Here is a 23,706-nt window from a genome sequence, read left to right on the forward strand (position 1 = left end):
GCTTTCGCGAAGGTGACGCTGCGCCCTACTTGCGCGCGGACGCCGCCCGGCGCTTGTTGAACACGTCGAACGCGACGGCGGCGAGCAGCACCAGGCCCTTGATCAGGGACTGGAACCCGGTACCGACACCCAGGATCGACCTGCCGTTGTTCAGCAGGCCGATGATGAGACCACCGACGATGGCTCCCGGCACGGTGCCGATGCCACCGGTGACGGCGGCACCACCGATGAAGACGGCGGCGATGGCGTCGAGCTCGAAGCCGTTGCCCGCACCGGGTGCCGCCAGGTTGAGCTGGCCGGTGAAGACCACGCCCGCCAGCGCCGAGATGACGCCCACGTTGACGAAGAGCAGGAAGGTCACGCGCTTCGTCTTCACACCCGACAGCTGCGCGGCCAGGGCGTTGCCACCGATCGCGCTCGTGTGAGCGCTCACATCTCGTGGGTTCCGTGACGGGGTGTCAACTCAACGAGACCGTTTCGCGATCTTGCCGCGGTGGCCGAACCGAGCGGTACGGTTGGCCACGTGACCACCACGACCGCCCCCGAGGGCAAGGGCGGCAAGCGCCGGAAGGCACCCACGATCTTCGACGTCGCCGAGCGCGCCGGCGTGTCCCACCAGACCGTCTCCCGTGTCATCAACGGCGACCCGACCGTCCGCGAGCAGTACCGCACGCAGGTCTCCGACGCCGTCACCGAGCTCGGCTACCGCCCCCGCGCCGCTGCCCGCGCGCTCGCAGGGGGACGCAGCAAGGCGCTGGGCATCATCACCGCCGGCGACGCCCTGTACGGCCCGTCGAGCACCGCGATCGGCTTCGAACGCGCGGCCCGCTCGGCCGGGTACCACGTGCTGCTGTCGACCCTGCCCGAGGAACCGAGCCCGACCGACCTGTCCGGCGCGCTCACGACGCTGCTGGCGCAGGACGTCGCCGCGATCGTCCTGGTGGCCGCGGACAACCGGGTGCTCGACGCCCTCGCCTCGCTCACCGTGCCCGTCACCGTCCCCGTGGTGGTGTCGAACGCCGTGCAGCGCGACGCCGTCCGGACCCCGGTCGCGCCCAGCGTCGCCGCCGTCGCGATCGACCAGGCCGCGGGGACCGCACTCGTCATGCAGCACCTGTTCGATCGCGGCCACCGCCGGATCGTCCACATCGCCGGGCCGCACGTGTCGCAGGAGTCCGAGGTCCGGCGTGACACCTACGTGCGGATCATGCGGGACGCCGGGCTCGAACCGCTGGTGCTCGAGGGCGACTGGACCCCGGCGAGCGGGTTCGACGCGGCGCGGCACATCGACGTGACCACGGTCGACGCGGTCTTCGCGGGCAACGACCAGATGGCGCTCGGGGTGCTGCACGCCTTCGCTGACGAGGGCCTCCGCGTTCCCGACGACATCGCCGTGGTGGGGTTCGACGACGTGCCCGAGGCCGCGCACTTCACGCCGCCGCTCACCACCGTGCGGCAGGACTTCCGGGCGATGGGGGAGCGGGTGCTCGACACCGTGCGGGCCCTGGTCGAGGGGGAGCCACGCGACGAGACGCTGCTCGCGCCCGAGCTCGTCGTGCGGCGCAGCACGTAGGTCGCACGGTGCGAGGTGCGGCGCCGAACGGTGCGAGGTTCCGTACTCCGTGCGAGCCATCGTGCCTGGCACGGAGTACGGAACCTCGCACCGGAGCGGGCCCTCGCACGGTGCGAGGCCTGCCCCCTCGCACGGTGCGAGGGGGCAGGCCCCGAGCTGACCCGACCGTCAGCCCTTCAGCGCACCGGACGACAGCCCCGCGACGTAGAACCGCTGCAGCCCGACGTACAGCGCGATGCACGGGATCATCGCCACCACCGAACCGGCGACGAGGTTGCCGTACGAGACCTGCCCGTACGCCCCGGTCTGCAGGTTGAGCAGCGCGACCGGCAGCGTGTACAGCGAGTCCTTCGTCAGGAACGTCAGCGCTCCGAGGAACTCCGTCCACGAGGCCAGGAACGCGTACAGGGCCGCGGTCGCCGCCCCGGGCAGGAGCAGCGGGCGGAGCACCGACACGACGACCCGGAAGCGCGAGGCCCCGTCGACGAAGGCCGAGTCCTCGAGCTCGGTGGGGATCGACTCGAACGCGTTCCGCATCACGAACACCCCGAACGGCAGGTTCACCGTCGTGTAGAACAGCACGAGCCCGAGCAGCGAGTTCGTCAGCCCCATCGCGTTCAGCTCGAGGTACAGCGGCGTCAGGATCGCCTGGAACGGCACCATCATCGTCAGCAGCACGAGCCCGAACACGAGCCCGGACCCGCGGAACCGGAAGCGGGCGAACCCGTAGCCGGCCATCGTGGCGATCACCGCCGTCAGCACCGCCGTGGCGATCGACACGATGAGCGAGTTCACCACGCCGGTGAGCAGGTGCGACGACGAGGCGAACACGGCCGCGAAGTTCTGCCAGCCGAGCTGGAAGAACGTCGCCGGGTCCGGTGCCTGGGTGATGACGGCCTCGGGCTGGAACGCCCGCAGGACCGCCCAGATCAGCGGGACCCCGAACACCAGTGCCGAGCCGATGCCGGCGATGGCGAAGAGGGTGCGCTTGACCGCGGTGTCGCGGGGGTGCTGGACGCTGCCCTGCTGGTGGCGTCGGCGTCGGCCGTCGCCGGTGGTGGTCAGGGTGCGCGTGGACAGGTCCGGCGCCGGCAGGGCCGCACGGGAGGTCGTGGTGCTCATGGCGTCAGTCCTTCTCTCGCAGTGCCCAGAACTGGAACACCGTCACGGCGGCGATCACGACGACGAGGGCGATCGACTGGGCAGTTGCGGCACCGAGCTGCAGGTTCACGAACCCGCGGTTGTAGATCGCGTTCACGATCGTGGTGGTCTCGGTGCCCGGCCCGCCCTGGGTCAGGATGTAGAACTGGTTGAACGCGAGCAGCGACCCGATCACCGAGATGATGACGCTCAGGGCGACTGTCGAGCGGATCATCGGGAACGTGATGAGGCGTTCGGTCTGCCACCACGACGCCCCCTCGAGTTGCGCCGACTCGTAGACCTCGTCGGGCACGCCCTGCATCGCCGACATGAGCAGCACCATGGTCAGCCCGGACACCGCCCAGACCACGAGGACGCAGATGAGCAGGGTCGCGAGCGGCCCGTTCACGAGCCACGCGGTGGTGCCGTCGGTGATCCCGAGCCAGCGGAGCACCATGTTCACGGCACCGGAGTTGGGCTGCGCCTCGAGCACGAGCATGAAGGAGAGCGTCGTCAGCCCGACCACGTACGGCAGGAAGAACACCGTCCGCAGCACGGTGCTGCCGCGGCGGCGAGCCCGGACGAGCACGGCCAGGAAGTACCCGAGCGCCAGGATCGGCAGGGTCACGATCGCCGTGTACAGCAGCGTGTAACCGATCGCGTGCACGAACGTCGGATCCTGGAACAGCGTCAGGTAGTTCTGCAGTCCGATGAACCGGTACGGACCGATCAGCGGCCAGTTCGTGAACGAGATGTAGAGCGCGAACACGAGCGGGACGAGCACGAAGACGGCGACGAACAGGATCGCCGGGGCGACGAGCACGGCGCCGGCGCGCGGCGGATGGGTGAGCGAGTTGCGGGAGCGGACCGGGCCGCGGCCCGGACCGCGACCGACGGTCGAACGGCCGGCGCCGGTCCGACCGGCTGGGCGCCGGGTGGAGATGGTCGACATGCGTGCACCTCTCTGTGCATCAACAAGAGCGAGACGAGCGGGAAGGGCAGCGGCTCAGGCCTGCACCTGGTCGAGGATGCGCTGGTAGTCGGACTGCGCCGTCCGCATGGCGGCGGCGCTCCCCGACCCGAACACGGCCTGACGGAACATCGCGAAGTACGGCGACGAGGGCTGGTTGACGAGCAGGTTGTACGCCAGCGTCTGCGGCGCGTAGCCCTTCTCGAGGGCGTCGAGCGGGCCGTACGCCAGGGGGAACCGCTTCCGGTACGCCGGGGTGGCCGCGTCCGACCGGGTCGGGAAGTACCCGCCGTCCGGCAGCGCCTGCTGCTGCTGGAGCGCGTTCGCGTACTGCATGAACGCCCAGCCCCCGGACGGGTTGGCCGCCCCGTTCGGGATGCACATGTTGTCGCCGCCGTCGAAGAACGACCGCTTGCCGTCCCACGACGGGATGAGGACGGTCTGCATCTTCGCCCGCATCGCCTTCGTCGCGGCGGGCACGGTGGCCCCGTACGACGTCGGGAAGATGCCGACCTTGCCGGCCCGGAAGTCGGCGCCCCACGTGGTGCCGGCGTCGGAGTACGTCGCCTTCGACAGCACGCCGTCCTTCCAGAGCTTCCGGTAGAACTCGAGCATCCGCTCCAGGGCCTCGTTGCCGGTGATGTTCGCCGTCTGCTTGCCGACCTCGCCGGACATCATGTCGACGCCGGTCGCCCACACGTGCGGCTGCGTCACGAAGCCGATGATGCCCGCGGCGTTGCCGGAGATCGACCAGCCGTACACGTCGTCGCCGGTCTTCCGGATCGCCTTCGCCGCTGCCAGCAGCGAGTCGAGGTCCTTCGTGGAGTCCTCGACGTCGAGGCCGGCCTTGTCGAACAGCTCCGTGTTGACGAACAGCTGCGAGTTGTCCGCCAGGTACGGCAGTCCGTAGTACCGATCGCGGTACTCGAGCAGCCGCAGGTGCCCGGGGGAGATCGCGTCGAAGTAGTCGAGGCCCGTGACGACGTCGGTCAGGTCGGCGAACGCCTCGCGGAAGATGAAGAGCTGCGAGTTGATGTCGTCGATGTCCACGACGTCCGGCGGCTCACCGCCGCGGATCGCGGTCGCGAGCTTCGTGACGTACTGCGCGTCCGGCACCGGCGTGAGCTGGACCTGCAACGCGGGGTTCGCCTTGTTGAACCCCGCGACGGCCGAGGTCAGGCCCGCCTGGGTCGCGGACCGGCACCAGACCTGCACGGTGCCGGTCGCGTCCTTCCCGAAGCTCGCGGGCTTCGCGACGACCTTCGGCAGGGTGCCGGAGCACCCGGCCAGGGCGAGGGCCGCCCCGCCGGCGACACCGCCGACGAGGAACGCTCTGCGGTCCACGAGGTCACCGCGCCAGGGGGAGCCAGACGCGCATCGGCGCGGCTCCCCGGTTCGCCCACGCGTAGTACGGGACCGCGGTCGCGGTGACGTCGTGACCGGCCTGGAGGCCCGTGGTGGCGTCCGCAGGACCGGCCACGTCGTCGACACTGGTCGCATCGCGGGCGGTGGTCGCGCCTCCCGGCCCGTCCAGCCGCTGGTACGGCCAGGCCGGCTGCTCGTGCTCGGCCGGCGCGTGCCCGCGGATCCGCAGCGTGACCACGCCGTCGAGCAGGTCGTCGCGGCGCTCCTCGGTGATCGGCGCGTCGGCGTCGACCGTCAGGTCGTCGACCGTGAAGCCCTGCTGGTCCGCCTGCTCGACCGCGTACACGAGCGGACCGCGCTCGATGGCGACCTGCCCGCGGGCGGCGTCGATGCGGGTGTCGGCGACGTACCGGTGCGGCGTCGTGTCGAAGACGAGCTCGACGGTGTCCCCGGCCGACCACTCGCGGTCGATGACGTGCAGGGTGCCCGCCGTCGGGTTCGCCGACCCGTCGGGACCCGTGACGGTCGTGGTGTCCGACCAGGCCGGGATCCGCAGTCCCAGGGCGAGCGGGCCGTCCTCGGTGACCGTGACGACCACGCGGCCGTCGTGCGGGTAGTCCGTCGTGACGTCGACGCTCCCGAGCGAGGCGGTGGCGTACTGGTGGATCTGCAGGCCGCCGTCGGTCGCCGTCGCCAGGTAGCCGTCCAGACTGGCGAACGTCCGCATGATGTTTGGCGGGCAGCAGGCGCAGTCGAACCAGCCGCGGCGGCCGTGCGCGGGGGAGCGGTTCTCGTCCTGGTGCGCGTGGTCGCGCTGCTGCAGCGGGTTGACGTAGAAGTACTCGGTGCCGGCCAGGCTCACCCCGGCGAGGAACGCGTTGTACAGCAGTCGCTCGATCGTGTCCGCGTAGACGGGCTTGCCCGTGGCGAGCAGCAGGCGCCAGGCCCACTGCACCCCGCCGATGGCCGCGCAGGTCTCGGCGTAGCCGCGGTCGGTCGGCAGCTCGTACGGGTCGCCGAACGCCTCCCAGTCCCAGCGCGCTCCGAGGCCACCGGTGATGAACGCCTTGGTCGCCATCATGTCGGCGAACTGGCGCTCGCTCGCGGCCAGCAGCTCGACGTCGCCGGTCTCGATCGCGACGTCGACCGCACCCGCCGCCAGGTACACGGCGCGGACGGCGTGGCCCTCGACGGTCGTGGCCTGCCGGGTCGGCACGCGGTCGGAGAAGTACGTCGGTTCGCCGCCCGCACGCTCGATGATCCCGTGCCCGCGGGCGTCGACGAACCAGTGCGCCAGGTCGAGGTAGTCGCGGTTGCCGGTCTCGCGGTACAGCTCGACCAGACCCATCTCGACCACGGGGTGGCCGTCGATGTCGCGGGTCTTGCCGGGGCCGTCGCCGAACGTCCGCACCAGGTGGTCCGCGTTCTTGATCGCGACGTCGAGCAGGCCGGTGTCGCCGGTGGCACGGTGCTGTGCGACGGCCGCCTGGTACAGGTGCCCGGCGCAGTACATCTCGTGGCTCCACTTGAGGTCGGTGTACCGCTCGCCCTTCCCGCGGACCTGCTGCACGGAGTCGAGGTAGCCGTCGTCGGCCTGTGCCTGTGCGTACAGGGCCGTGACCTCGCGCTGCAGGTCGAGCAGGTCCTCGGCGGGGGCGCGGCCGTACTCCCACGCCACGGCCTCGAGCCACTTGGTCACGTCGGAGTCCATGAAGATCGGGCCGACGGCCTCGCCCTCCTCGAGCCCCGCGGCGATGCGCAGGTTCCGGAAGTTGCCGGCCGCGTCGAGCTGCTGGTAGCCGCTGCGGACGGCGTCGCGCCCGTTGCGCTCCTGCCGGAGCGCCCAGAAGCCGCCCGTGATCCGGGCGTCGCCGGTCGGCAGCGGCCGGAGCGTGAGGTGCGCGTCGGCGGTCGGGAGGACCGGGGTCGCGGTGTGTGCGCCGCGATCCGTTGCGAGCGTGGTGGTCATGTCGCCTCCTTGCGATGTGACGGGGAACCGTTCCGCTGGGGTCGTGCCGTCCGGAAAACGGTTTCTGCGGAGGACGTTACGACACGCGTCGCACCATGCGCAAGGGCCCCGTCGCCCGCCTGCGTATAGTCATGGTCAGTTTCCAGTCGTCGGAAAGGTGGTTGCCGTGACGCTCGAACGCACCGGACAGCCGATCCGGATCACCGACGTGGCGGCGCTCGCCGGTGTGTCGATCGGCACCGCGTCCAAGGCACTGAACGGCACCGGCCAGCTGCGTGACGCCACGCGCCTGCGGGTGAAGGAGGCCGCCGAGAAGCTCGGCTTCGTCGGCGATGCCCGCGCACGGGCGCTGTCCTCGGGGCGGACCTACACCGTCGGCATGATCACCACTGACTCGTTCGGCCGGTTCTCGATCCCGGTGCTGCTCGGTGCCGAGGACGCCCTGTCCGCCGGGCAGATGGCCGTGCTGCTGTGCGACACCCGCGATGACCACGTGCGCGAGGCCCACTACCTGCGCTCCCTGGCGGCCCGCGGTGTCGACGGCATCATCGTCACCGGTCGATCGGCCGATGCCCGACCCCCGATCGACGTGTCGATCCCGGTCGTGTACGCCTTCACGCCGTCGACCGACCCCGCCGACGTGTCGATCACCCTCGACGACGCGGCCGGTTCGGCGCTCGTCGCGTCGCACGTGCGCTCGCTCGGTCGGCAGCGGGTCGCCATCGTGACCGGGCCCGCTCGACACCAGTCGGCCGTGCGCCGCGTGTCCGGGGCGACGTCGGTGCTGGGGCCGCTGGTGGCGAGCCCGCCGCTGTACGGCGAGTGGTCGGAGCGCTGGGGGCGGCAGGCCGTCGACGTGCTCGCGCGGGAGTCGCCCGACGTCGACGCGATCGTGTGCGGCAGCGACCAGATCGCCCGCGGGGTGTGCGACCGGCTGCGCGAGCTCGGGCGATCCGTACCCGGCGACGTCGCGGTCAGCGGGTTCGACGACTGGGACGTGATGGCGCTCGCCTCGAGGCCGCCGCTGACCACGGTGGACCTGCGGCTCGAGGAGCTCGGGCGCGTGGCGGGGCAGGCGCTGCTCGCCCTGATCGACGGCGGGACGGCGGCGTCCGCGTCGGTCACCCCGTCGCTCGTGATCCGCGAGAGCACCCTCGGCGCCTAGTCGCGTGCGGGCGCTCCCGTTGGCCGCGGGCCCGGGGAGATCGCGCGAACTGCCGCACGATGCACCGTCGGGCGGCAGTTCCTGCGACCCCGGCGGATACCCGCCGGCGTGTTGTGCGACCCCGATCGTGCTGGTTGAAGTCGCATGACCTGCCGCGCGCCATCCGCCGGGGTCGCAGAAGGAGCCGCGCGGCGCGCTCCGGGGCGACAGTTCGTCCGACCCCGGCGGACGGGCCGCGGCGTGTCGTGCGACCTCGGCGCGCCGCAGCGTTGCGTGCGTGAGCGCTCACGTGCCAGGATGTGAGCGCTCACTGAGGACGACGAGGTTCTGGAGGAACGCATGGGCGACGACCGCCGACAGCGGATCGTGGACGGCCGCACCACGCTCGGGATCGAGCTCGGCTCCACCCGCATCAAGGCCTGCCTGGTCGACGAGGACCTCGTGCCGATCGCGGCCGGTTCCCACGAGTGGGAGAACGAGCTGGTCGACGGCCGGTGGACGTACTCGCTCCTGGCCGTCGAGACCGGGCTCCGCGCCGCGTACGCCGCCCTCGTCGCCGACGTCGAATCGCAGTACGGCGTCCGCCCGACGACCTACCGCGCGGTCGGCGTGAGCGCGATGATGCACGGCTACCTGGCCTTCGACGCCGACGGCGAGCTGCTCGTCCCGTTCCGCACCTGGCGCAACACCTCGACCGGCCCTGCGGCGGAACGGCTCAGCGCCGCCCTCGGGTTCAACATCCCGCTCCGGTGGTCGATCGCGCACCTGTACCAGGCGGTCCTCGACGACGAACCCCACCTTGCCGACATCGCCGGCTTCACGACCCTGGCGGGCTACGTGCACCGTCGCCTGACCGGACGGAACGTCCTGGGTGTCGGCGACGCGAGCGGCATGTTCCCGATCGAGGGCGGCCCCGTCGACAGCGGCCCCGGTGACCCGGGCGCGAAGGACTTCGACCACGCCATGCTCGCCACCGCGCAGGACCTGATCGGGCTGCCGCACCTCCGCTCGCTGCTGCCCGAGGTCCTCGTCGCAGGCGCCGAGGCCGGCGAGCTCACCGCCGATGGCGCCGCGTGGCTCGACCCCACCGGCACGCTCGAACCCGGCGCACCGCTCTGCCCGCCGGAGGGCGACGCCGGCACCGGCATGGTGGCGACGAACGCCGTCGCGCCCCGCACCGGCAACGTCAGCGTCGGCACGAGCATCTTCGCGATGGTCGTGCTCGAGCAGCCGCTCACCACCGCCCACGAGGAACTCGACGTCGTGACCACCCCGGCCGGCGACACCGTGGCGATGGTGCACTGCAACAACGGCGCGAGCGAGATCGCGAGCTGGGCGCGCGTCTTCGGCCGCTTCGCCGAGGCGTCGAGCGAGCGAACGGGCACGACCGCGGTCGGCATCGACGACGTCTACGCCACGCTCCTCGCCGAGGCCGTCGCGGACGACACGGACGCCGACGCCGGTGGCCTGCTGTCCTTCAACTACCTGGCCGGCGAACCCGTCACCCACGTCGAGGACGGCCGACCCCTGCTGCTCCGCACCCCCGGCGCCCGGTTCACCCTCGGCAACCTCGTGCGCTCCGAGGTGCACGGCGCCTTCGCGACCCTGGCCATCGGCATGGACGTCCTGCACGGTGAACAGGTCGAGGTGGACCGGATGACCGCGCACGGCGGCCTGTTCCGCACGCCCGGCACGCCGCAGCGGCTGCTCGCCGCGGCCCTCCGCGTGCCGATCGCCCTCGAGGAGACCGCCGGTGAAGGTGGCGCCTGGGGCATCGCCGTCCTGGCCGCCTACCTCGAGCACACTGACCAGCAGCTCGCCGACTACCTGTCGGACACCGTGTTCGGCGGGGACGCCGTGCACGTGGCCGAGCCCGAGCCGACCGACGTCGCCGGGTTCCAGGCGTACCTGGAGCGCTACCGGGCCGCGCTGCCCGTGCAGGACGTCGCCGCGGCGGCGTCCCGCCCCAGCGCGACCACGCACCCGACCGAGCAGATCGACGGCGCCGACCCGCGCCTCCAGGCCGAGACGACCGACGCGGCCGACGCGGCCGACACGACCGAGAAGGAAGTGATCCGATGACGGACGCAATCGACGAGACCACGCGTCAGGCGGTGGCGACGACGCGGGAGCGCGTCGCGCGCCTGCACGGCGAACTCGTCCGCTACGGCCTGGTGATCTGGACCGGCGGCAACGTCTCCGAGCGCGTTCCGGGCACGGACCTGTTCGTCATCAAGCCGAGCGGGGTGTCGAGCGACGACCTGACGCCCGAGAACCAGGTCGTCTGCACGCTCGACGGTGTGGCGGCCGACGGCTGGGGCAACGAGCACGGCCCGTCCAGCGACACCGCTGCGCACGCCTACGTGTACCGGAACATGCCAGAGGTCGGCGGCGTTGTGCACACCCACTCGACGTACGCGACGGCGTGGGCCGCACGAGCGCAACCCATCCCGTGCGTGATCACGGCGATGGCGGACGAGTTCGGCGGCCCGATCCCGGTCGGCCCGTTCGCGATCATCGGCGACGACTCGATCGGCCACGGCATCGTCGAGACCCTCAGCGGTCACCGGTCCCGCGCCGTCCTGATGCAGAACCACGGCGTCTTCACGATCGGCCGCGACGCCCGCGACGCCGTGAAGGCCGCCGTGATGTGCGAGGACGTCGCCCGCACCGTGCACATCGCGAAGCAGCTCGGTGAGCCGAGGGCCATCGCGCAAGCAGACATCGATCGACTCTTCGATCGCTACCAGAACGTCTACGGACAGAACCCCGAAGGAGCCCTGCGATGAGCACCACCGTCGACCCCACCGAGACCCTGGCGGGCTACGAGGTCTGGTTCCTCACCGGCTCCCAGGGGCTCTACGGCGAGGAGACCCTGCGCCAGGTGGAGGAGCAGTCCCGTGCCGTGCACGAGTCGCTCGCGGGGGCGCTGCCCGTGAAGCTCGTCTGGAAGCCCGTCCTGAAGGACGCCGACGGCATCCGGCGCGCGCTCATCGAGGCCAGCGCGGACGACAGGGTCATCGGTGTCACCACCTGGATGCACACCTTCAGCCCCGCGAAGATGTGGATCGGCGGCCTGCAGGCCCTGACCAAGCCGCTGCTGCACCTGCACACGCAGGCGAACGTCACGCTGCCCTGGGCGGACATCGACTTCGACTTCATGAACCTCAACCAGGCCGCGCACGGCGACCGCGAGTTCGGGTACGCCCTCGCGCGCCTCGGTGTCCGGCACGCCACGGCCGTCGGGCACGTCTCGGACCCCCGCGTGCAGCAGCGCGTCGCGAACTGGACCCGTGCCGCCGCCGGCGCCGCCGCCGTCCGGTCGCTGAAGTTGACGCGCTTCGGCGACAACATGCGCTACGTCGCGGTCACCGAGGGCGACAAGACCGAGGCCGAGATCGAGCTCGGCGTGCAGGTCAACACGTGGGCCGTCAACGAGCTGGCCGCAGCGGTGTCCGCCGCATCTGAACAAGAGGTGGACGAACTCGTCGCCACGTACGACGCGTCGTACGACCTGGTCCCGGAACTGCAGGCGGGTGGCGAGCGCAGAGGCGCGCTCCGCGACGGCGCCGCCATCGAGATCGGCCTCCGCACCCTGCTCGCGCAGAACGGCAGCGCCGCCTTCACCACCAACTTCGAGGACCTCGGCTCCCTCAAGCAGCTGCCCGGCCTCGCCGTGCAACGCCTGATGGCCGACGGCTACGGCTTCGGTGCCGAGGGCGACTGGAAGACCGCGGTCCTCGTCCGCGCGATGAACGTCGCCGGCGCGGGCCTGCCGGGTGGTGCGAGCCTGATGGAGGACTACACCTACGACCTCACGCCCGGGGCCGAGAAGATCCTCGGCGCGCACATGCTCGAGGTCTCGCCCACGCTGACCACGACCAAGCCGACGCTGGAGATCCACCCGCTCGGCATCGGCGGCAAGGACGACCCGGTCCGCCTGGTCTTCACCGCCGACTCGGGCGAGGCCGTCGTCGTGGCACTGTCCGACACCCGGGACGGCTTCCGCCTCACCGCGAACGTCGTCGACGTCGTGCCCCCGACCGAGGCCCTGCCGAAGCTGCCCGTCGGTCGCGCGGTCTGGGAGCCCCGGCCGTCCTTCCCGGTCGCAGCCGAGGCCTGGCTCACCGCCGGTGCCGCGCACCACACCGTGATGACCACGGCGGTCGGCCTGCAGGTCGTCGAGGACTTCGCGACCATGGTCGGCACCGAGTTCCTGGTGATCGACGAGCACACCACTGCCCGCGGCTTCCGTGACGAGTTGCGTCTCCAGCAGACGTGGCACCGTCTCGACCGCGGCTTCTAGAGGAGTCAGGACCCCACGATGACCGATGTGATCGCGGCCGAGCGCACGCGGACGAACTGGGCGGGCAACGTCACGTACCGCGCCTCGGCGCTGGCACGCCCGACGTCGGTGGACGAGCTCCAGCAGCTCGTCGCGTCGACGCCGCGCTTGACGGCGCTCGGCTCGCGGCACTCGTTCAACACCATCGCCGACACCGACGCGGTCCAGGTCTCGCTGGCCGACCTGCCGCCCGTGCTCGACATCGACACGGCCCGGCGCGTGGTCCGTGTGGCCGCCGGCATGACGCACAGCCAGGTGGCGGCCGGCCTGGAGGCCCGTGGCTGGGCACTCGGGAACCTCGCGTCCCTGCCGCACATCTCCACGGCCGGGGCCGTCGCCACGGGCACGCACGGCTCCGGCGTCCGGAACCCGTCGCTCGCGCAGGCGGTGGTCGGGCTCGACATCGTCCGCGCCTCCGGATCCCTCGAGCACGTCGATGCGTCCTCGCCGGACGGGTTGCTCGACGCCCACCGGGTGGGCATCGGCGCGCTCGGGGTCGTCACCGCGGTGGAGCTGGCCATCGAGCCGACGTTCCAGGTCGCCACGACGGTGCACCTCGACCTGCCGTGGCAGAGCGTCGCGTCGCAGTTCGAGCAGGTGATGTCTGACGCCTACTCGGTGTCGATGTTCACGTCGTTCGACGCCCGCGGCGCCCGGCAGGTCTGGGTGAAGCACCGCGTCGACGAGCCCGCACCGTCGATCGACCTGGTCGCGCTCGGCGCCGGCGCGGCGACCGGCCCGGTGCACCCGGGGGAGAACGACCCGGCCGGGGTCACCGAGCAGGGCGGCGTCCCGGGGCCGTGGGCGGAGCGGCTGCCGCACTTCCGGTCCTCGTTCACGCCGTCGACCGGTGCCGAGATCCAGGCGGAGTACCTGATCCCCGCGGGCTCGGCGGCGGCGGCGCTGGAGGCACTCCGGCCGCTGCAGGCCCTGTTCGCCCCGATCCTCATCGCGGCCGAGGTCCGGACCATCGCCGCCGACAGCGCCTGGCTCGCGCCGTCGACCGGCCGACAGTCGGTCGGGATCCACTTCACGTTCCGGCGGGACGCCGCTGCCGTGGCGGCGGCGGTCGCGCGGATCGAGGACGTGCTCGCTCCGTTCGACCCCCGGCCGCACTGGGGCAAGGTGTCCGCCGCCGGTGCCGAGCGGTTGCACGAGGCGTACCCGCGGCTGTCCGACTTCGCTGCCCTCGCCCGTGACCTCGACCCCACGGGGCGGTTCCGCAACGCGTTCCTGGCGCGCATCCTGTCCTGATCCTGATCCTGATCCTGATCCTGATCCTGCTCGCGGGCTGGCACCAAGACCGAGCTCGCAGGGGGCGCCCACCCACCGACCGTGGGTGACCAGCTCTTCGGCAGCTGCCGCACTTCTGTGCGAACGCATCGGGAATAGGGGGACGGCGTCCGGCGCTTGCAATGTTTCGTCGCGCGTCGTCCGAGGCGCGCGAGATTCGGACGGGGCACCGTCGCGGTGTCAGGATGGACGCCGCCCGGCGGGTGAACCGTTCCGCCGTCGCAGCGACCGCCATCGAGGTCGCGACCCCTTCCCCCGAGGAGCAGCACCGTCATGAGACGCCCCAACCGCCTGACGATCACCGCGGCCGTCGCCGCAGCAGCAGCCCTGGTGCTGACCGGCTGCTCGGGTGGGGGCTCGTCCGACGACGGTGCTGACGGCACGGCCAAGGGCGGCACGCTCAACATCCTGACGCCGCAGACCTCGTTCCACCTCGACCCCGCCACCAGCCAGAGCCTGGGCATCACGTCGCTCGGCCTCGTCGCCCGACGGCTCACCACGTGGGACGTCGAGCCGGGCAAGACGGCGAAGGTCGTCCCGGACCTCGCGACCAACACCGGGGTCTCGAGCGACGGCGGCAAGACCTGGACCTACACGCTGAAGGACGGGGTCGAGTTCCAGGACGGCACCCCGATCACCACGAAGGACATCAAGTGGGGCATCGAGCGCTCGTTCGCGCCGACCCTGAGCGGTGGCCTGAGCTACCACAAGTCGCTCCTGGTGGGTGGTGACGCCTACGAGGGTCCGTTCGACGGCAAGACGCTCGACAGCATCGAGACCCCGAACGACAAGACCATCGTCTTCAAGCTGAACGACGCGTACGGCGACTGGCCCTGGCTCGCGTCGATGCCGGCGTTCACCCCGGTGCCCGAGGGTGACGGCGAGGACACCGGTGCCTACGACCTGAAGCCGGTCGCCTCCGGTCCGTACCAGGTGCAGTCGAACACGCAGGGCTCGCAGGTCACGCTCGTCCGCAACGAGAACTGGAGCGCCAAGACCGACGAGGTCCGCACGGCGGGCCCGTCGAAGATCGTGTTCAAGGAGAGCCAGGACGCGTCGACGGTGACGCAGACGCTCATCGCGGACAACGGTGACGCCAAGAACTCCTTCGGGGCCATCTACCTCGGGGCAGCGGAGCTGAACCAGGTGCGGAGCAACCCGGCGGCGCAGGAGCGGCTGGCCACCTCGAAGGCCGGCCCGATCTCGTACATGGCGATCAACACCCAGCGTGGTGAGCTGAAGGACCTCAAGGTCCGCCAGGCCCTGCAGTACGCGGTCGACCGCAAGTCCTTCCGGATCGCCGCCGGCGGTGCGATCGCCGGTTCGTACGCGTCGACGCTCATCACTGCGGGCATCGCCGGGCGGCAGGACTACGACCTGTACGAGACGAAGGCCACCGGCGACGTCGACAAGGCGAAGCAGTTGCTGAAGGAGGCGGGTGCCGAGGACCTCAAGCTGACCCTCGTCACGCAGAACGACCCGACGTACCTCGCGCAGGCGCAGGCGCTGCAGTCCGGGCTGAAGCGAGCCGGCATCACGGTGACGCTCAAGCCGCTCGACTACGACTCCTTCACGCAGGCCACCACGAACGGGACCGACTTCGACCTGTCGCTGTCGAGCTGGCAGCCGGACTTCCCGAGCGCGAACGCCAATCTGCAGCCCCTCTACGCCTCGTCGCAGATCGGTGGCGGCGGCTACAACGTCTCGAAGTACAGCAACCCGGAGGTCGACGCCCTCATCGCGAAGGCGAGTTCCACGGTCGACCAGGACGACGCCCAGAAGCTCTGGGCCGAGGCAGACCAGAAGATCATGGCCGACGCTCCGGTCGTGCCGCTGATCTACGCGAAGCAGTCGTTCCTCGCCGGTTCGAACGTGCAGAACTTCCAGATCGCGGACTTCCCCGCGTACCCGAACTACCTCAAGGTCTCGCTCGAGCAGTGACCGATCCGATCCTGCAGGTCGAGGGGCTCCGCGTCGCGTTCGGCGACGCGGAGCCCGTCGTCCGTCACGTCTCCTTCGACCTGACGCCCGGCCGGGTCCTCGCCCTGGTGGGGGAGTCCGGCTCGGGCAAGTCCGTCAGCGCCATGAGCGTGCTCGGTCTGCTCCCGCCGCAGGCCTCGGTCTCCGGCAGCGCCCGGTTCCGGGGCGAGGAACTCATCGGCGCCCCCGTCGAGACGGTCCGCGCCGTCCGTGGCGCGGGCATCGGCGTGGTGTTCCAGGAGCCGATGAACTCGTTCACCCCCGTCCTGTCGATCGGCACGCAGATCGCCGAGGCCGTCCGCGCCCACCCGTCCGGCCTGGACCGCGCTGGCGTCACGGCCCGCGTCGACGAGCTGTTGCGCGACGCCGGACTGACCGATCCGCAGCGCATCCGGAAGGCCTACCCGCACGAGCTCTCCGGCGGGCAGCTCCAGCGCGCGATGATCGCGATGGCCCTGGCCGGTGACCCGGTCGCGCTCTTCGCCGACGAGCCCACGACCGCGCTCGACGTCACCGTGCAGGCCGGCATCCTCGACCTGCTGCGCCGTCTGTGCCGCGACCGCTCCCTCGCCGTGCTGCTCATCACCCACGACATGGGCGTCGTGGCGGACGTCGCGGACGACCTGCTGGTGCTGCGCCGCGGCGACCCGGTCGAGCACGGGACCGTCGCCGAGGTCTTCGCCCACCCGACCGCCGACTACACGCGCGAGCTCCTCGCGGCCGTCCCCAGTCTGGAGGCCCGCCCCGCGTCCGCAGCGCCGGCTGCGGACCCGGACGCCCGGGCCGGCGAGCCCGGCTCACGCGCCCAACGACAGCTCACGGCTCCGGGCGCGCGTGAGGTGTCGCCCAGCGCGAAGACCGCTGCGGTGAGCGACGAGGCGGACGCGAGTCGCGCCTCCCGGCCGCCCGTCGCGCGCCTGCGCGACGTCGCCGTGCGGTACTCGCGCCGAGGCGGGCCGACCGTGTCCGGCATCGACCTCGACCTGCACGCCGGCGGGACCGTCGGCCTGGTCGGCGAATCCGGTTCCGGCAAGTCGACGATCGGGCGGGCGCTCGCGGGCCTGGTGCCCGTCGTCGCCGGCTCGGTCGAGGTGGACGGCAGCGACCTGCGCACCGCCCGCGGCCGACGGCTGCGCGAGCTCCGCAACCGTGTCGGCATCGTGTTCCAGGACCCGGCGTCGTCGCTCAACCCGCGGCAGACCATCGGGTGGAGCATCGCCGAGCCGCTGCTCGTGCACGGCACCGACTCGGCCGCCGACCGAGCCGAGCGGGTCCGTGAGCTGCTGGCCGCCGTGCAGCTCGATCCGTCATGGAGCGAGCGGTTCCCGCACCAGCTGTCCGGCGGGCAGCGGCAGCGTGTCGCGGTCGCCCGTGCCCTGGCGCTGCGGCCGGCGCTCGTGATCGCCGACGAACCGACGTCGGCGCTGGACGTGACCGTGCAGGCCGCCGTGCTCGACCTGCTGGCCGAGTTGCAGCAGGAGTTCGGGTTCGGCATGCTGCTCATCAGCCACGACCTCGCGGTCGTCCGGCAGCTCGCCGATCAGGTGATCGTGCTCCGCGACGGTCGTGTCGTCGAGCGTGGGAGCACCGACGCGGTGCTCGACCACCCGCAACAGGACTACACGCGCATGCTGCTCGCCGCTGCGCCCGTCGCCGACCCCGTGCGACAGGCTGCGCGCCGCGAGGCGTGGCGTGCGTGGGAAGGAGTGGCCTCGTGACGGCCAACGTGGTCGACCGACCGGTCGCACCGTCCGGGCGCACGACCGGCTTCCGAGCCGTCGTACGGCGGGTCCGACAGGACCGCTGGGCCGTCGGCGCGGCGGTCGTCATCGCCGTGTTCCTGGTGGTGGCCGTGGCGGCACCGCTCATCGCGAAGCTCTCCGGGCAGGACCCGTACGCGTACGACATCGACGCGTTGAACTCGTTCGGTGCGCCGAAGGGTGCCGGCGGCGGCATCAGCGGTGAACACTGGTTCGGCGTCGAGCCGCTGACCGGTCGCGACCTGTTCTCGATCGTCACGTACGGCGCGCGGACCTCGCTCGGCATCGGACTCGCGGCGACCCTGGTGTCGATCGTCATCGGTGTGCTCGTCGGCGTCACGACGGGCTTCTTCGGCGGGTGGTACGACCGGGTGCTCTCGCGGGTCGTCGACGTGATCTTCGGGTTCCCGTCGCTCGTGTTCATGATCGCCCTCACCGCGATCGTGCCGTCGTCGTTCCCGAAGCCCGTCCTGGTCGTGCTCGTCATCGGGTTCTTCGGCTGGCCCGCCGTGGCCCGTGTCGTGCGGGGGCAGACCCTGTCGCTCGTCAGCCGGAACTACGTCGTCGCGTCCACCGCGATGGGTGCCGGCCGGTGGCACGTCATCCGCACGCAGCTGCTGCCGAACCTCGCCGCGACGATCACCGTCTACGCGACGATCTCGATCCCGTCGATGATCGGTGCCGAGGCCGCGCTGTCGTTCCTCGCCGTCGGGGTGAACCCGCCGACCCCGTCCTGGGGGCGGAGCATCGGCGACGCCATCGGCTGGGTGCAGACCGACCCCATGTACCTCGTCTTCCCCGGAGCCGCACTGTTCCTCATCACCCTCGCCTTCAACGTGCTCGGCGACGCCCTGCGCGACGCCCTCGATCCGCGAGGGGGCACCGCGTGAACGCCGCCACCCTGCGGTTCCTCGCGATCCGCCTGCTCGGGGCCGCGGTCGTGCTGCTCGTCGTCGCGGCGATCACGTACGCACTGTTCATGCTGCTGCCGACCAACCCCGCGCGGGCGATCTGCGACAAGCCCTGCACGCCTGACCGGCTGCGTGAGGTGCAGGCGTTCCTCGGCACCGACAAGCCGTGGTTGGCGCAGTTCGGCGCGTACCTGGCCGGGATCTTCGCCGGCCGGACCTTCGGCAGCGGCAACAGCGTGATCGAGTGCGCGGCGCCGTGCTTCGGGTACTCGTTCCAGTTGCACGAGAGCGTCACCGAGTTGATCCTCGCGCGCCTGCCCGTCACCGCCTCGATCGCGGTCGGTGCCGCGGTGCTCTGGCTCGTCGTCGGCGTCTTCGGCGGGACGGTCTCGGCACTGCGCCGCGGCACCTTCGTCGACCGGGCCGTGATGACGGTCGCGGTCGCCGGGGTCTCGGCGCCGGCGTACCTGGTCGGCCTGCTCGGGATCCTGCTGTTCGGCTTCGTGCTCGGGATCCTGCCGACGAGCGGGTACGTGGCGTTCACTGACGACCCGGTCGGCTGGTTCACCCACCTGATCCTGCCGTGGTGCGTGCTCGCGTTCATCAGTGCCGCGATCTACGCCCGGCTGACCCGCGGCGAGATGCTCGAGTCGATGTCGCAGGACTTCGTGCGGACCGCTCGGGCCAAGGGACTGCGCGAGCGCCAGGTGGTCGTGCGGCACGGACTCCGGACGGCGATCCTGCCCGTGGTGACGCTGTTCGGGCTCGACCTCGGCTCCCTGCTCGGCGGTGCGGTCATCACCGAGAAGGTGTTCTCGATGCAGGGCCTCGGTGCGCTGCTCATCGACGCGGTGCACACGCTCGACCTGCAGGTCGTCGTCGGCTTCACGCTGTTCTCGGCGCTGCTGATCGTGACCGCGAACGTCATCGTCGACGTGGTCTACGCGTTCGTCGACCCCCGGGTGCGGCGCCGGGCGTAGGGCCCGTTCGTGTGGTGCGAGGTTCCGTACTGGGTGCGAACTCGTCCGCGTGCCACGGGATCCGGAACCTCGCACCAGAGCGCTCGGCCCTCGCACGGTGCGAGGTCCGCCCGCACGCACGCCACCACGCGGGCGACCTCGATCAGAAGTACGTGATCCCGTGCGGCGTCCGCGGCGGCAGCAGCATCGCCCGGAGCAGCTCCACCGACGCCGGGTCCGCAGCGCGGACGAGCCCCGCCGCCGCCAACGTGACCGGGGAGACCGACCCGATGAGCAGTGCACCGAGCTCCGCGACGTCGAGCTGGACGTCGGAACCGGCCACGTCGGCGTCGTCGGCGACACGCGTGACGGTGCCACGGGCCTCCTGGACGTCGAGCCGGTACGTGCCGGTGGTGAACCCGAGCGCGTCGGTGACCGCGAACGTGAGCGACCCGTCGACGGCGAACGGGCGCGATTGCAGCACGGCCGGCACATCGAGCACGCGCAGCCAGACGTGGTCTTCCTCGTGGTCGACGTCGTACGCGCGGTTGTCGCCGAGCGCTGCGACGATCGGGTCGTCGAGGCGCGAGCGGTTGTACTTGACGACGTCGTTCAGGTCGATCGAGAGCAGGAACTCCCACAGGGCCGTGTAGGCCTGGTCGTTCGCGTAGACGAGGTCGACGACCTCGATCGTGGTGTCGGTGCCGTGGCTCTCCTTCACCCGCCAGGTCACGTAGCCGTCGAGCTCGTCGGAGCCCTCGGGCCGGTGCACCGCGGCGCGGACGTCCTTCGTCTTCTGGCCGTCGTGCCCGAGCAGGCCGAACGCGACGGGCCAGGTGCCGGTGTTTCGGACCATGGAGCCGGGGGTGCGTGCGTGGAACCGGTCGAAGACGGCCTGGCCGGGGCCGTCGGCGAGCCACTGCGGCGTGACGACGGACACGGCGCCCGAGGTCGGTGCCAGGAGTGGGAGTGCACGCTCGCGGCGGACGTGCACCGCGCGTTCGCGGATCGCGCAGCCGAAGCCGAAGCGGCGGTAGATGGTGCCCTCGGACGCGGTGAGCGACGCCATCGCGTAGCCCTCGGCCACGCCGCGCTCGAGCGCGTGCGTCATCATCCGGCGGAGGATGCCGCGGCGGCGCTCGGTGGGTCGGACGGTGACGGCGGAGATGGCCTGTGTGTCGAAGGAGGATCCGTCGCCCCAGCTGAGCGCCTTGCGGAACCAGGTGAACGTGCCGGCAGGCCACGACTCGTCGACCGATCCCGGGAAGGGCTTGCGGGCGTACACGCCGAGGAACGTCTCCTGGTCGGCGATGAAGTGCGACACCATGCGGGCTGCGCCCTCGTCATCGGGGAAGGGTTCGTGGAACCCCATCCCGACGGCCTGCATCCAGGCTGCCGTGTCGGCGTTCGGCGCCCCCTTGTCGTCCGTCCCGGGCGCGAACTCGCGCAGCTCGTAGCGTTCGTCGAATGCCTCGTTGCTCACCCGTCGACACTATCGGGACCGGGTGACGTCGCGACAGGCGCGTGGCCGCTTCGGTCTGCCTGGAGGCACGGATCGCGTCGGGCGGATCGGCCAGGGGTGCCAGGGTGGCCGTTCGGGCGGGGTCGTGGCGTGGGTCAGTCGGTCGCGCCGGGCGGCGGATCGACGAGCAGCCCCACACGGTCGGACAGGTAGTCGGCGAGGGGAACGGCGGAACCGGCGGCGGGCGACCACCGCACGAGCGGGACCTCGTCGGCGATGAAGAGCACGCCATCGGAGCCGAAGAGCGCGTCGTCGACGGTGATGGGCACGGCCCCGTGGTTGACGGTGTCGCCGGCGGCGAAGCGGCCCTTGGCGGCGGCTGCGCGGTAGGCCCGGCGGACCTCGGCGGAGACCGACTGGAACTGCGCGCGACCGGGCTCGGTGACGCGGGTGATCGACCCGGTGGCCCAGACGCGACCAGTGGCCTCGTGGGACGAACCGATCAGCAGCGCGCCGACGCGCCAGACCCGGCCGAGGGGGCGCATCGTCGGGTCACGACGGATCCCGAGGACGGCGTTCGGCTGCACGTACTCGCCGAGCGCCTCGTCGGGGACGTCCGCGGCGCGGAGCCGACCGGCGGCCTCGTCGAGCAGCTGGCGCGTTCGCAGCACTCCGTCCGTCACGTGAACCGAGCCTAGACCGGGTCGGGATATCGGTCGTGGTGGTGGTCTCGACGTGGTGTGCCGCGCTGCGACGTCCGTGGGCGGTGGTGTCCCGGCGACGGCGCGCGGCGCTGACGAACCCGGCGGTCATCATCACGGCGCCGTAGGCCAGGAGCACGCCGGCCATCGCGGGGATGAGCCAGCTCCTCGAGCCGTTGACCAGCTGGTTGACGACGCCGATGTCGGGCACGCTGTACCAGACCACGCCGCGGATCTGCGCCGCGGTGACCGGCGCCGGGTCTGCCTTCGCGTTGTTGTCACCCTTGAGCACGAAGGTGCGCTCGCCGGTCGATGACGACGACACCGAGACCACGCGGTGGCTGATGACCGCGGGTTGCCCGGAGACGATCTGGTAGGTGACGACGTCCCCGACCTGGATGTCCTCGACCGCGGTCGGACGGACCACGAGCAGCGTGCCCGGGGGCAGGGTCGGCTCCATCGACTGGGTCAGGACCGTGAGCGGCGTGGACCCCGTGGCCTTCGGCACGACGATCAGCACGACCGCCAGGGCGGCGACGATCAGCAGCAGCCCGGTGCTCAGCCCGAGGGCGATCGCGTGCACGACCCCGCGCGGACCGGTCCGGGCCGTCTTCGGGGTCACGCACCGCATCGGATCGCCGATCCGTTGTTCTGGGTGAAGATCGTCACCTTGCCGCCGCCGGCCACGGTCGTCGTGGGGTTGCCGGCGCTGTCGAGCACCTTCACGGTGACGGTCATCGTTCCCGTGCCGGCGCTCGCGGGGATGTCCGTCGGTGCGATGGTGATGAAGCCGGAGTAACCCTGCGCCTTCTGGCCGATCGCGGTGGTGCCCACGAAGGCGCCGTACACGGTGTCCATCGGTCGGCTCGCCGAGTCCCACCGCACCTCGACGTACCAGCCGCCGTGGTCCGTGCAGACGAGCGTCGCGGTGGTCGCGGCCGCCGGAGTGGTCAGGGTGAACCCGCCGGCGACGACCCCGGAGGTCCACGTCCCGCTGGTGACGGTCAGGTTGACGTTCACCTTGGCGGTCGCGGCCGCCGGGGCGGACGTCTGCAGGGTGCTGCGGGTGCACCACACGGCGGATGCGCCGGCGGCGGTCTTGGCGGTCATGCTCGGCAGCGATGCCCACGTCCCCGTGACCGAGCCGCTGCCGACGGCAGTGCTCGTGGTGCAGGCCGTGGTCGACGCCACCGGCCACGCGGTGACCGAGACGGCCTTGGCGAGGGCGGTCGAGCTGCCGGACACGACGGACACCGTGGTGCTGGCCGTCCCGGCGAGGGTGCCGGTGTTCGTGAGGGTGATCGGCTTCGTCATCGTGGTGACCGTGGGCGAGAACGTCGTGGTGAGCGCGCTCGTGCCGGTGACGGACGCCGCTACCCTGCCGATCGTGGTGCTCGCTGTCGTGGTGCCGGATGCGCTCCAGAGGGCCCACGCGGCGCTCGACCCGCCGCCGACGAACACGGCGGTGAGGAGCACGGCGACGATGAGCCGGAGTCGGCGGTTCATGCGGAGACCTGCGTTCCCGTGACGGAGAGGGTGAAGTCGGTGGCGGCGCCGGCGACGCTCTGCGGCGCGTCCGCGTCGAGGACCACCTCGAGGCACGCGATCCCACTCGAGCCGGCCGGCAGGGTGAAGGACCCGCTGCCGGTGTCGAAGGTGGCGAGACGGCCGCTGGCGCCGGACAGTCCGGCGGTGCACTTCGCGGTCGACGACACGACCGCCAGGTGGAGGGTCAGCTCACCGAGGGCCGCGGCGGACGATGCGTGGGTGGCGGAGGTGGCGACCCGCATCGAGAGCGGCACTGAACCGGTGTTCTGCACCGTGAAGGTGCCGGTGGTGCTGGTGCCCGGCCCGAGCACCGTGGTGTTCATCGCCGACAGCGCGCCGACGGTGACCGTCGCGGTCGCGGAGCGCACGGTCGTGGCGCTGGTGCTGGCCGTCCCGTTCCAGAGTGCGTAGGTGCCGCCGGTGCCGAGGAGCGCCGTGCCGACCGCGACGACCAGGGTGAGGGCGACCGGCCACACCCAGCGGTGGCGTCGGTTCGCGCGGTGGCGTCCCGTCGTCCGCGGTGTGGCGGTCATGTCCCTGCTCCTGGTCGTCGTGGTCGGTGGGT

General features: G+C 71.5%; 18 protein-coding genes and 1 pseudogene. 10 read left to right on the plus strand and 9 right to left on the minus strand.

What is annotated here, in order from left to right:
- Positions 1-25 precede the first annotated feature (25 nt).
- Positions 26-424: pseudogene (locus ITJ56_RS01885) on the minus strand (ABC transporter permease subunit); the annotation flags it as partial.
- A 99-nt stretch (positions 425-523) separates the two neighbouring features.
- Between ITJ56_RS01885 and ITJ56_RS01890 the strand changes: the two are divergent.
- On the plus strand, positions 524-1,573 hold the full coding sequence (locus ITJ56_RS01890; RefSeq protein ID WP_194626976.1) for a substrate-binding domain-containing protein: 1,050 nt from the start codon (positions 524-526) through the stop codon (positions 1,571-1,573).
- A gap of 168 nt (positions 1,574-1,741) precedes the next feature.
- On the opposite strand, the gene ITJ56_RS01895 is transcribed toward ITJ56_RS01890, so the two are convergent.
- From ITJ56_RS01895 to ITJ56_RS18215, 4 genes are read right to left on the minus strand one after another with little or no spacing between them, the layout of a single operon-like run.
- Positions 1,742-2,695: a carbohydrate ABC transporter permease gene (locus ITJ56_RS01895; protein ID WP_194626979.1), complete on the minus strand. Its 954-nt coding sequence runs from the start codon at positions 2,693-2,695 to the stop codon at positions 1,742-1,744.
- 4 nt (positions 2,696-2,699) lie between these two features.
- Complete coding sequence (locus tag ITJ56_RS01900; RefSeq protein ID WP_194626981.1) at positions 2,700-3,665, minus strand: carbohydrate ABC transporter permease; 966 nt, start codon at positions 3,663-3,665, stop codon at positions 2,700-2,702.
- Between the two features lie 54 nt (positions 3,666-3,719).
- Positions 3,720-5,027 carry a sugar ABC transporter substrate-binding protein gene (locus tag ITJ56_RS01905; RefSeq protein WP_323749693.1) on the minus strand — a complete coding sequence of 436 codons (1,308 nt, stop codon included), beginning with the start codon at positions 5,025-5,027 and terminating at the stop codon, positions 3,720-3,722.
- Between the two features lie 4 nt (positions 5,028-5,031).
- Positions 5,032-7,017: a glycoside hydrolase family 127 protein gene (locus ITJ56_RS18215; RefSeq protein ID WP_228516917.1), complete on the minus strand. Its 1,986-nt coding sequence runs from the start codon at positions 7,015-7,017 to the stop codon at positions 5,032-5,034.
- A 166-nt stretch (positions 7,018-7,183) separates the two neighbouring features.
- On the opposite strand from ITJ56_RS18215, the gene ITJ56_RS01910 reads away from it, so the two are divergent.
- From ITJ56_RS01910 to ITJ56_RS01950, 9 genes are all read left to right on the plus strand, one after another.
- On the plus strand, positions 7,184-8,182 hold the full coding sequence (locus tag ITJ56_RS01910) for a LacI family DNA-binding transcriptional regulator (RefSeq protein WP_194626986.1): 999 nt from the start codon (positions 7,184-7,186) through the stop codon (positions 8,180-8,182).
- 339 nt (positions 8,183-8,521) lie between these two features.
- Complete coding sequence (locus tag ITJ56_RS01915; RefSeq protein ID WP_194626988.1) at positions 8,522-10,264, plus strand: xylulokinase; 1,743 nt, start codon at positions 8,522-8,524, stop codon at positions 10,262-10,264.
- Positions 10,261-10,971, plus strand: coding sequence for an L-ribulose-5-phosphate 4-epimerase (locus ITJ56_RS01920; protein ID WP_194626990.1), 711 nt, complete (start codon positions 10,261-10,263; stop codon positions 10,969-10,971). The genes ITJ56_RS01915 and ITJ56_RS01920 overlap by 4 nt, the downstream gene beginning before the upstream one ends.
- A complete protein-coding gene (gene araA, locus ITJ56_RS01925; protein WP_194626992.1) occupies positions 10,968-12,488 on the plus strand; it encodes an L-arabinose isomerase in 1,521 nt (506 codons plus the stop codon). Before ITJ56_RS01920 ends, araA begins: the two co-directional genes overlap by 4 nt.
- Before the next feature lie 18 nt (positions 12,489-12,506).
- On the plus strand, positions 12,507-13,781 hold the full coding sequence (locus tag ITJ56_RS01930; RefSeq protein WP_194627002.1) for a D-arabinono-1,4-lactone oxidase: 1,275 nt from the start codon (positions 12,507-12,509) through the stop codon (positions 13,779-13,781).
- Between the two features lie 312 nt (positions 13,782-14,093).
- Positions 14,094-15,761, plus strand: a complete 1,668-nt coding sequence (locus ITJ56_RS01935; protein WP_194627004.1) for an ABC transporter substrate-binding protein — start codon at positions 14,094-14,096, stop codon at positions 15,759-15,761.
- Entirely contained in the window at positions 15,758-17,518 is a 1,761-nt protein-coding gene (locus ITJ56_RS01940; protein ID WP_194627006.1) for a dipeptide ABC transporter ATP-binding protein, read from the plus strand. The genes ITJ56_RS01935 and ITJ56_RS01940 overlap by 4 nt, the downstream gene beginning before the upstream one ends.
- On the plus strand, positions 17,515-18,450 hold the full coding sequence (locus ITJ56_RS01945) for an ABC transporter permease (protein ID WP_194627008.1): 936 nt from the start codon (positions 17,515-17,517) through the stop codon (positions 18,448-18,450). Before ITJ56_RS01940 ends, ITJ56_RS01945 begins: the two co-directional genes overlap by 4 nt.
- On the plus strand, positions 18,447-19,451 hold the full coding sequence (locus tag ITJ56_RS01950) for an ABC transporter permease (protein WP_194627011.1): 1,005 nt from the start codon (positions 18,447-18,449) through the stop codon (positions 19,449-19,451). Before ITJ56_RS01945 ends, ITJ56_RS01950 begins: the two co-directional genes overlap by 4 nt.
- A 142-nt stretch (positions 19,452-19,593) precedes the next feature.
- Here ITJ56_RS01950 and ITJ56_RS01955 read toward each other — a convergent pair whose 3' ends face one another.
- The 4 genes from ITJ56_RS01955 to ITJ56_RS01970 all read right to left on the minus strand — a co-directional run bounded on the left by ITJ56_RS01955 (position 19,594) and on the right by ITJ56_RS01970 (position 23,674).
- Entirely contained in the window at positions 19,594-20,913 is a 1,320-nt protein-coding gene (locus ITJ56_RS01955; protein ID WP_194627013.1) for a GNAT family N-acetyltransferase, read from the minus strand.
- A 531-nt stretch (positions 20,914-21,444) separates the two neighbouring features.
- On the minus strand, positions 21,445-22,224 hold the full coding sequence (locus ITJ56_RS01960) for a signal peptidase I (RefSeq protein ID WP_194627015.1): 780 nt from the start codon (positions 22,222-22,224) through the stop codon (positions 21,445-21,447).
- Positions 22,212-23,099: a hypothetical protein gene (locus ITJ56_RS01965; protein WP_194627017.1), complete on the minus strand. Its 888-nt coding sequence runs from the start codon at positions 23,097-23,099 to the stop codon at positions 22,212-22,214. Before ITJ56_RS01965 ends, ITJ56_RS01960 begins: the two co-directional genes overlap by 13 nt.
- Positions 23,096-23,674 (minus strand): hypothetical protein, encoded by a 579-nt coding sequence (locus tag ITJ56_RS01970; protein ID WP_194627019.1) that lies wholly within the window; start codon positions 23,672-23,674, stop codon positions 23,096-23,098. The genes ITJ56_RS01965 and ITJ56_RS01970 overlap by 4 nt, the downstream gene beginning before the upstream one ends.
- Between the last annotated feature and the right edge of the window lie 32 nt (positions 23,675-23,706).

This window comes from Curtobacterium sp. VKM Ac-1376 (assembly GCF_015351025.1).
Lineage (GTDB): Bacteria > Actinomycetota > Actinomycetes > Actinomycetales > Microbacteriaceae > Curtobacterium.

Coding starts and splice junctions, on each gene's coding strand:
- ITJ56_RS01915 (WP_194626988.1), top strand. CDS start 8,522: ATGGGCGACGACCGCCGACAGCGGATCGTGGACGGCCGCACCACGCTC.
- ITJ56_RS01920 (WP_194626990.1), top strand. CDS start 10,261: ATGACGGACGCAATCGACGAGACCACGCGTCAGGCGGTGGCGACGACG.
- ITJ56_RS01960 (WP_194627015.1), bottom strand. CDS start 22,224: ATGCGGTGCGTGACCCCGAAGACGGCCCGGACCGGTCCGCGCGGGGTC.
- ITJ56_RS01965 (WP_194627017.1), bottom strand. CDS start 23,099: ATGAACCGCCGACTCCGGCTCATCGTCGCCGTGCTCCTCACCGCCGTG.
- ITJ56_RS01935 (WP_194627004.1), top strand. CDS start 14,094: ATGAGACGCCCCAACCGCCTGACGATCACCGCGGCCGTCGCCGCAGCA.
- araA (WP_194626992.1), top strand. CDS start 10,968: ATGAGCACCACCGTCGACCCCACCGAGACCCTGGCGGGCTACGAGGTC.
- ITJ56_RS01900 (WP_194626981.1), bottom strand. CDS start 3,665: ATGTCGACCATCTCCACCCGGCGCCCAGCCGGTCGGACCGGCGCCGGC.
- ITJ56_RS01895 (WP_194626979.1), bottom strand. CDS start 2,695: ATGAGCACCACGACCTCCCGTGCGGCCCTGCCGGCGCCGGACCTGTCC.
- ITJ56_RS01930 (WP_194627002.1), top strand. CDS start 12,507: ATGACCGATGTGATCGCGGCCGAGCGCACGCGGACGAACTGGGCGGGC.
- ITJ56_RS18215 (WP_228516917.1), bottom strand. CDS start 7,017: ATGACCACCACGCTCGCAACGGATCGCGGCGCACACACCGCGACCCCG.
- ITJ56_RS01970 (WP_194627019.1), bottom strand. CDS start 23,674: ATGACCGCCACACCGCGGACGACGGGACGCCACCGCGCGAACCGACGC.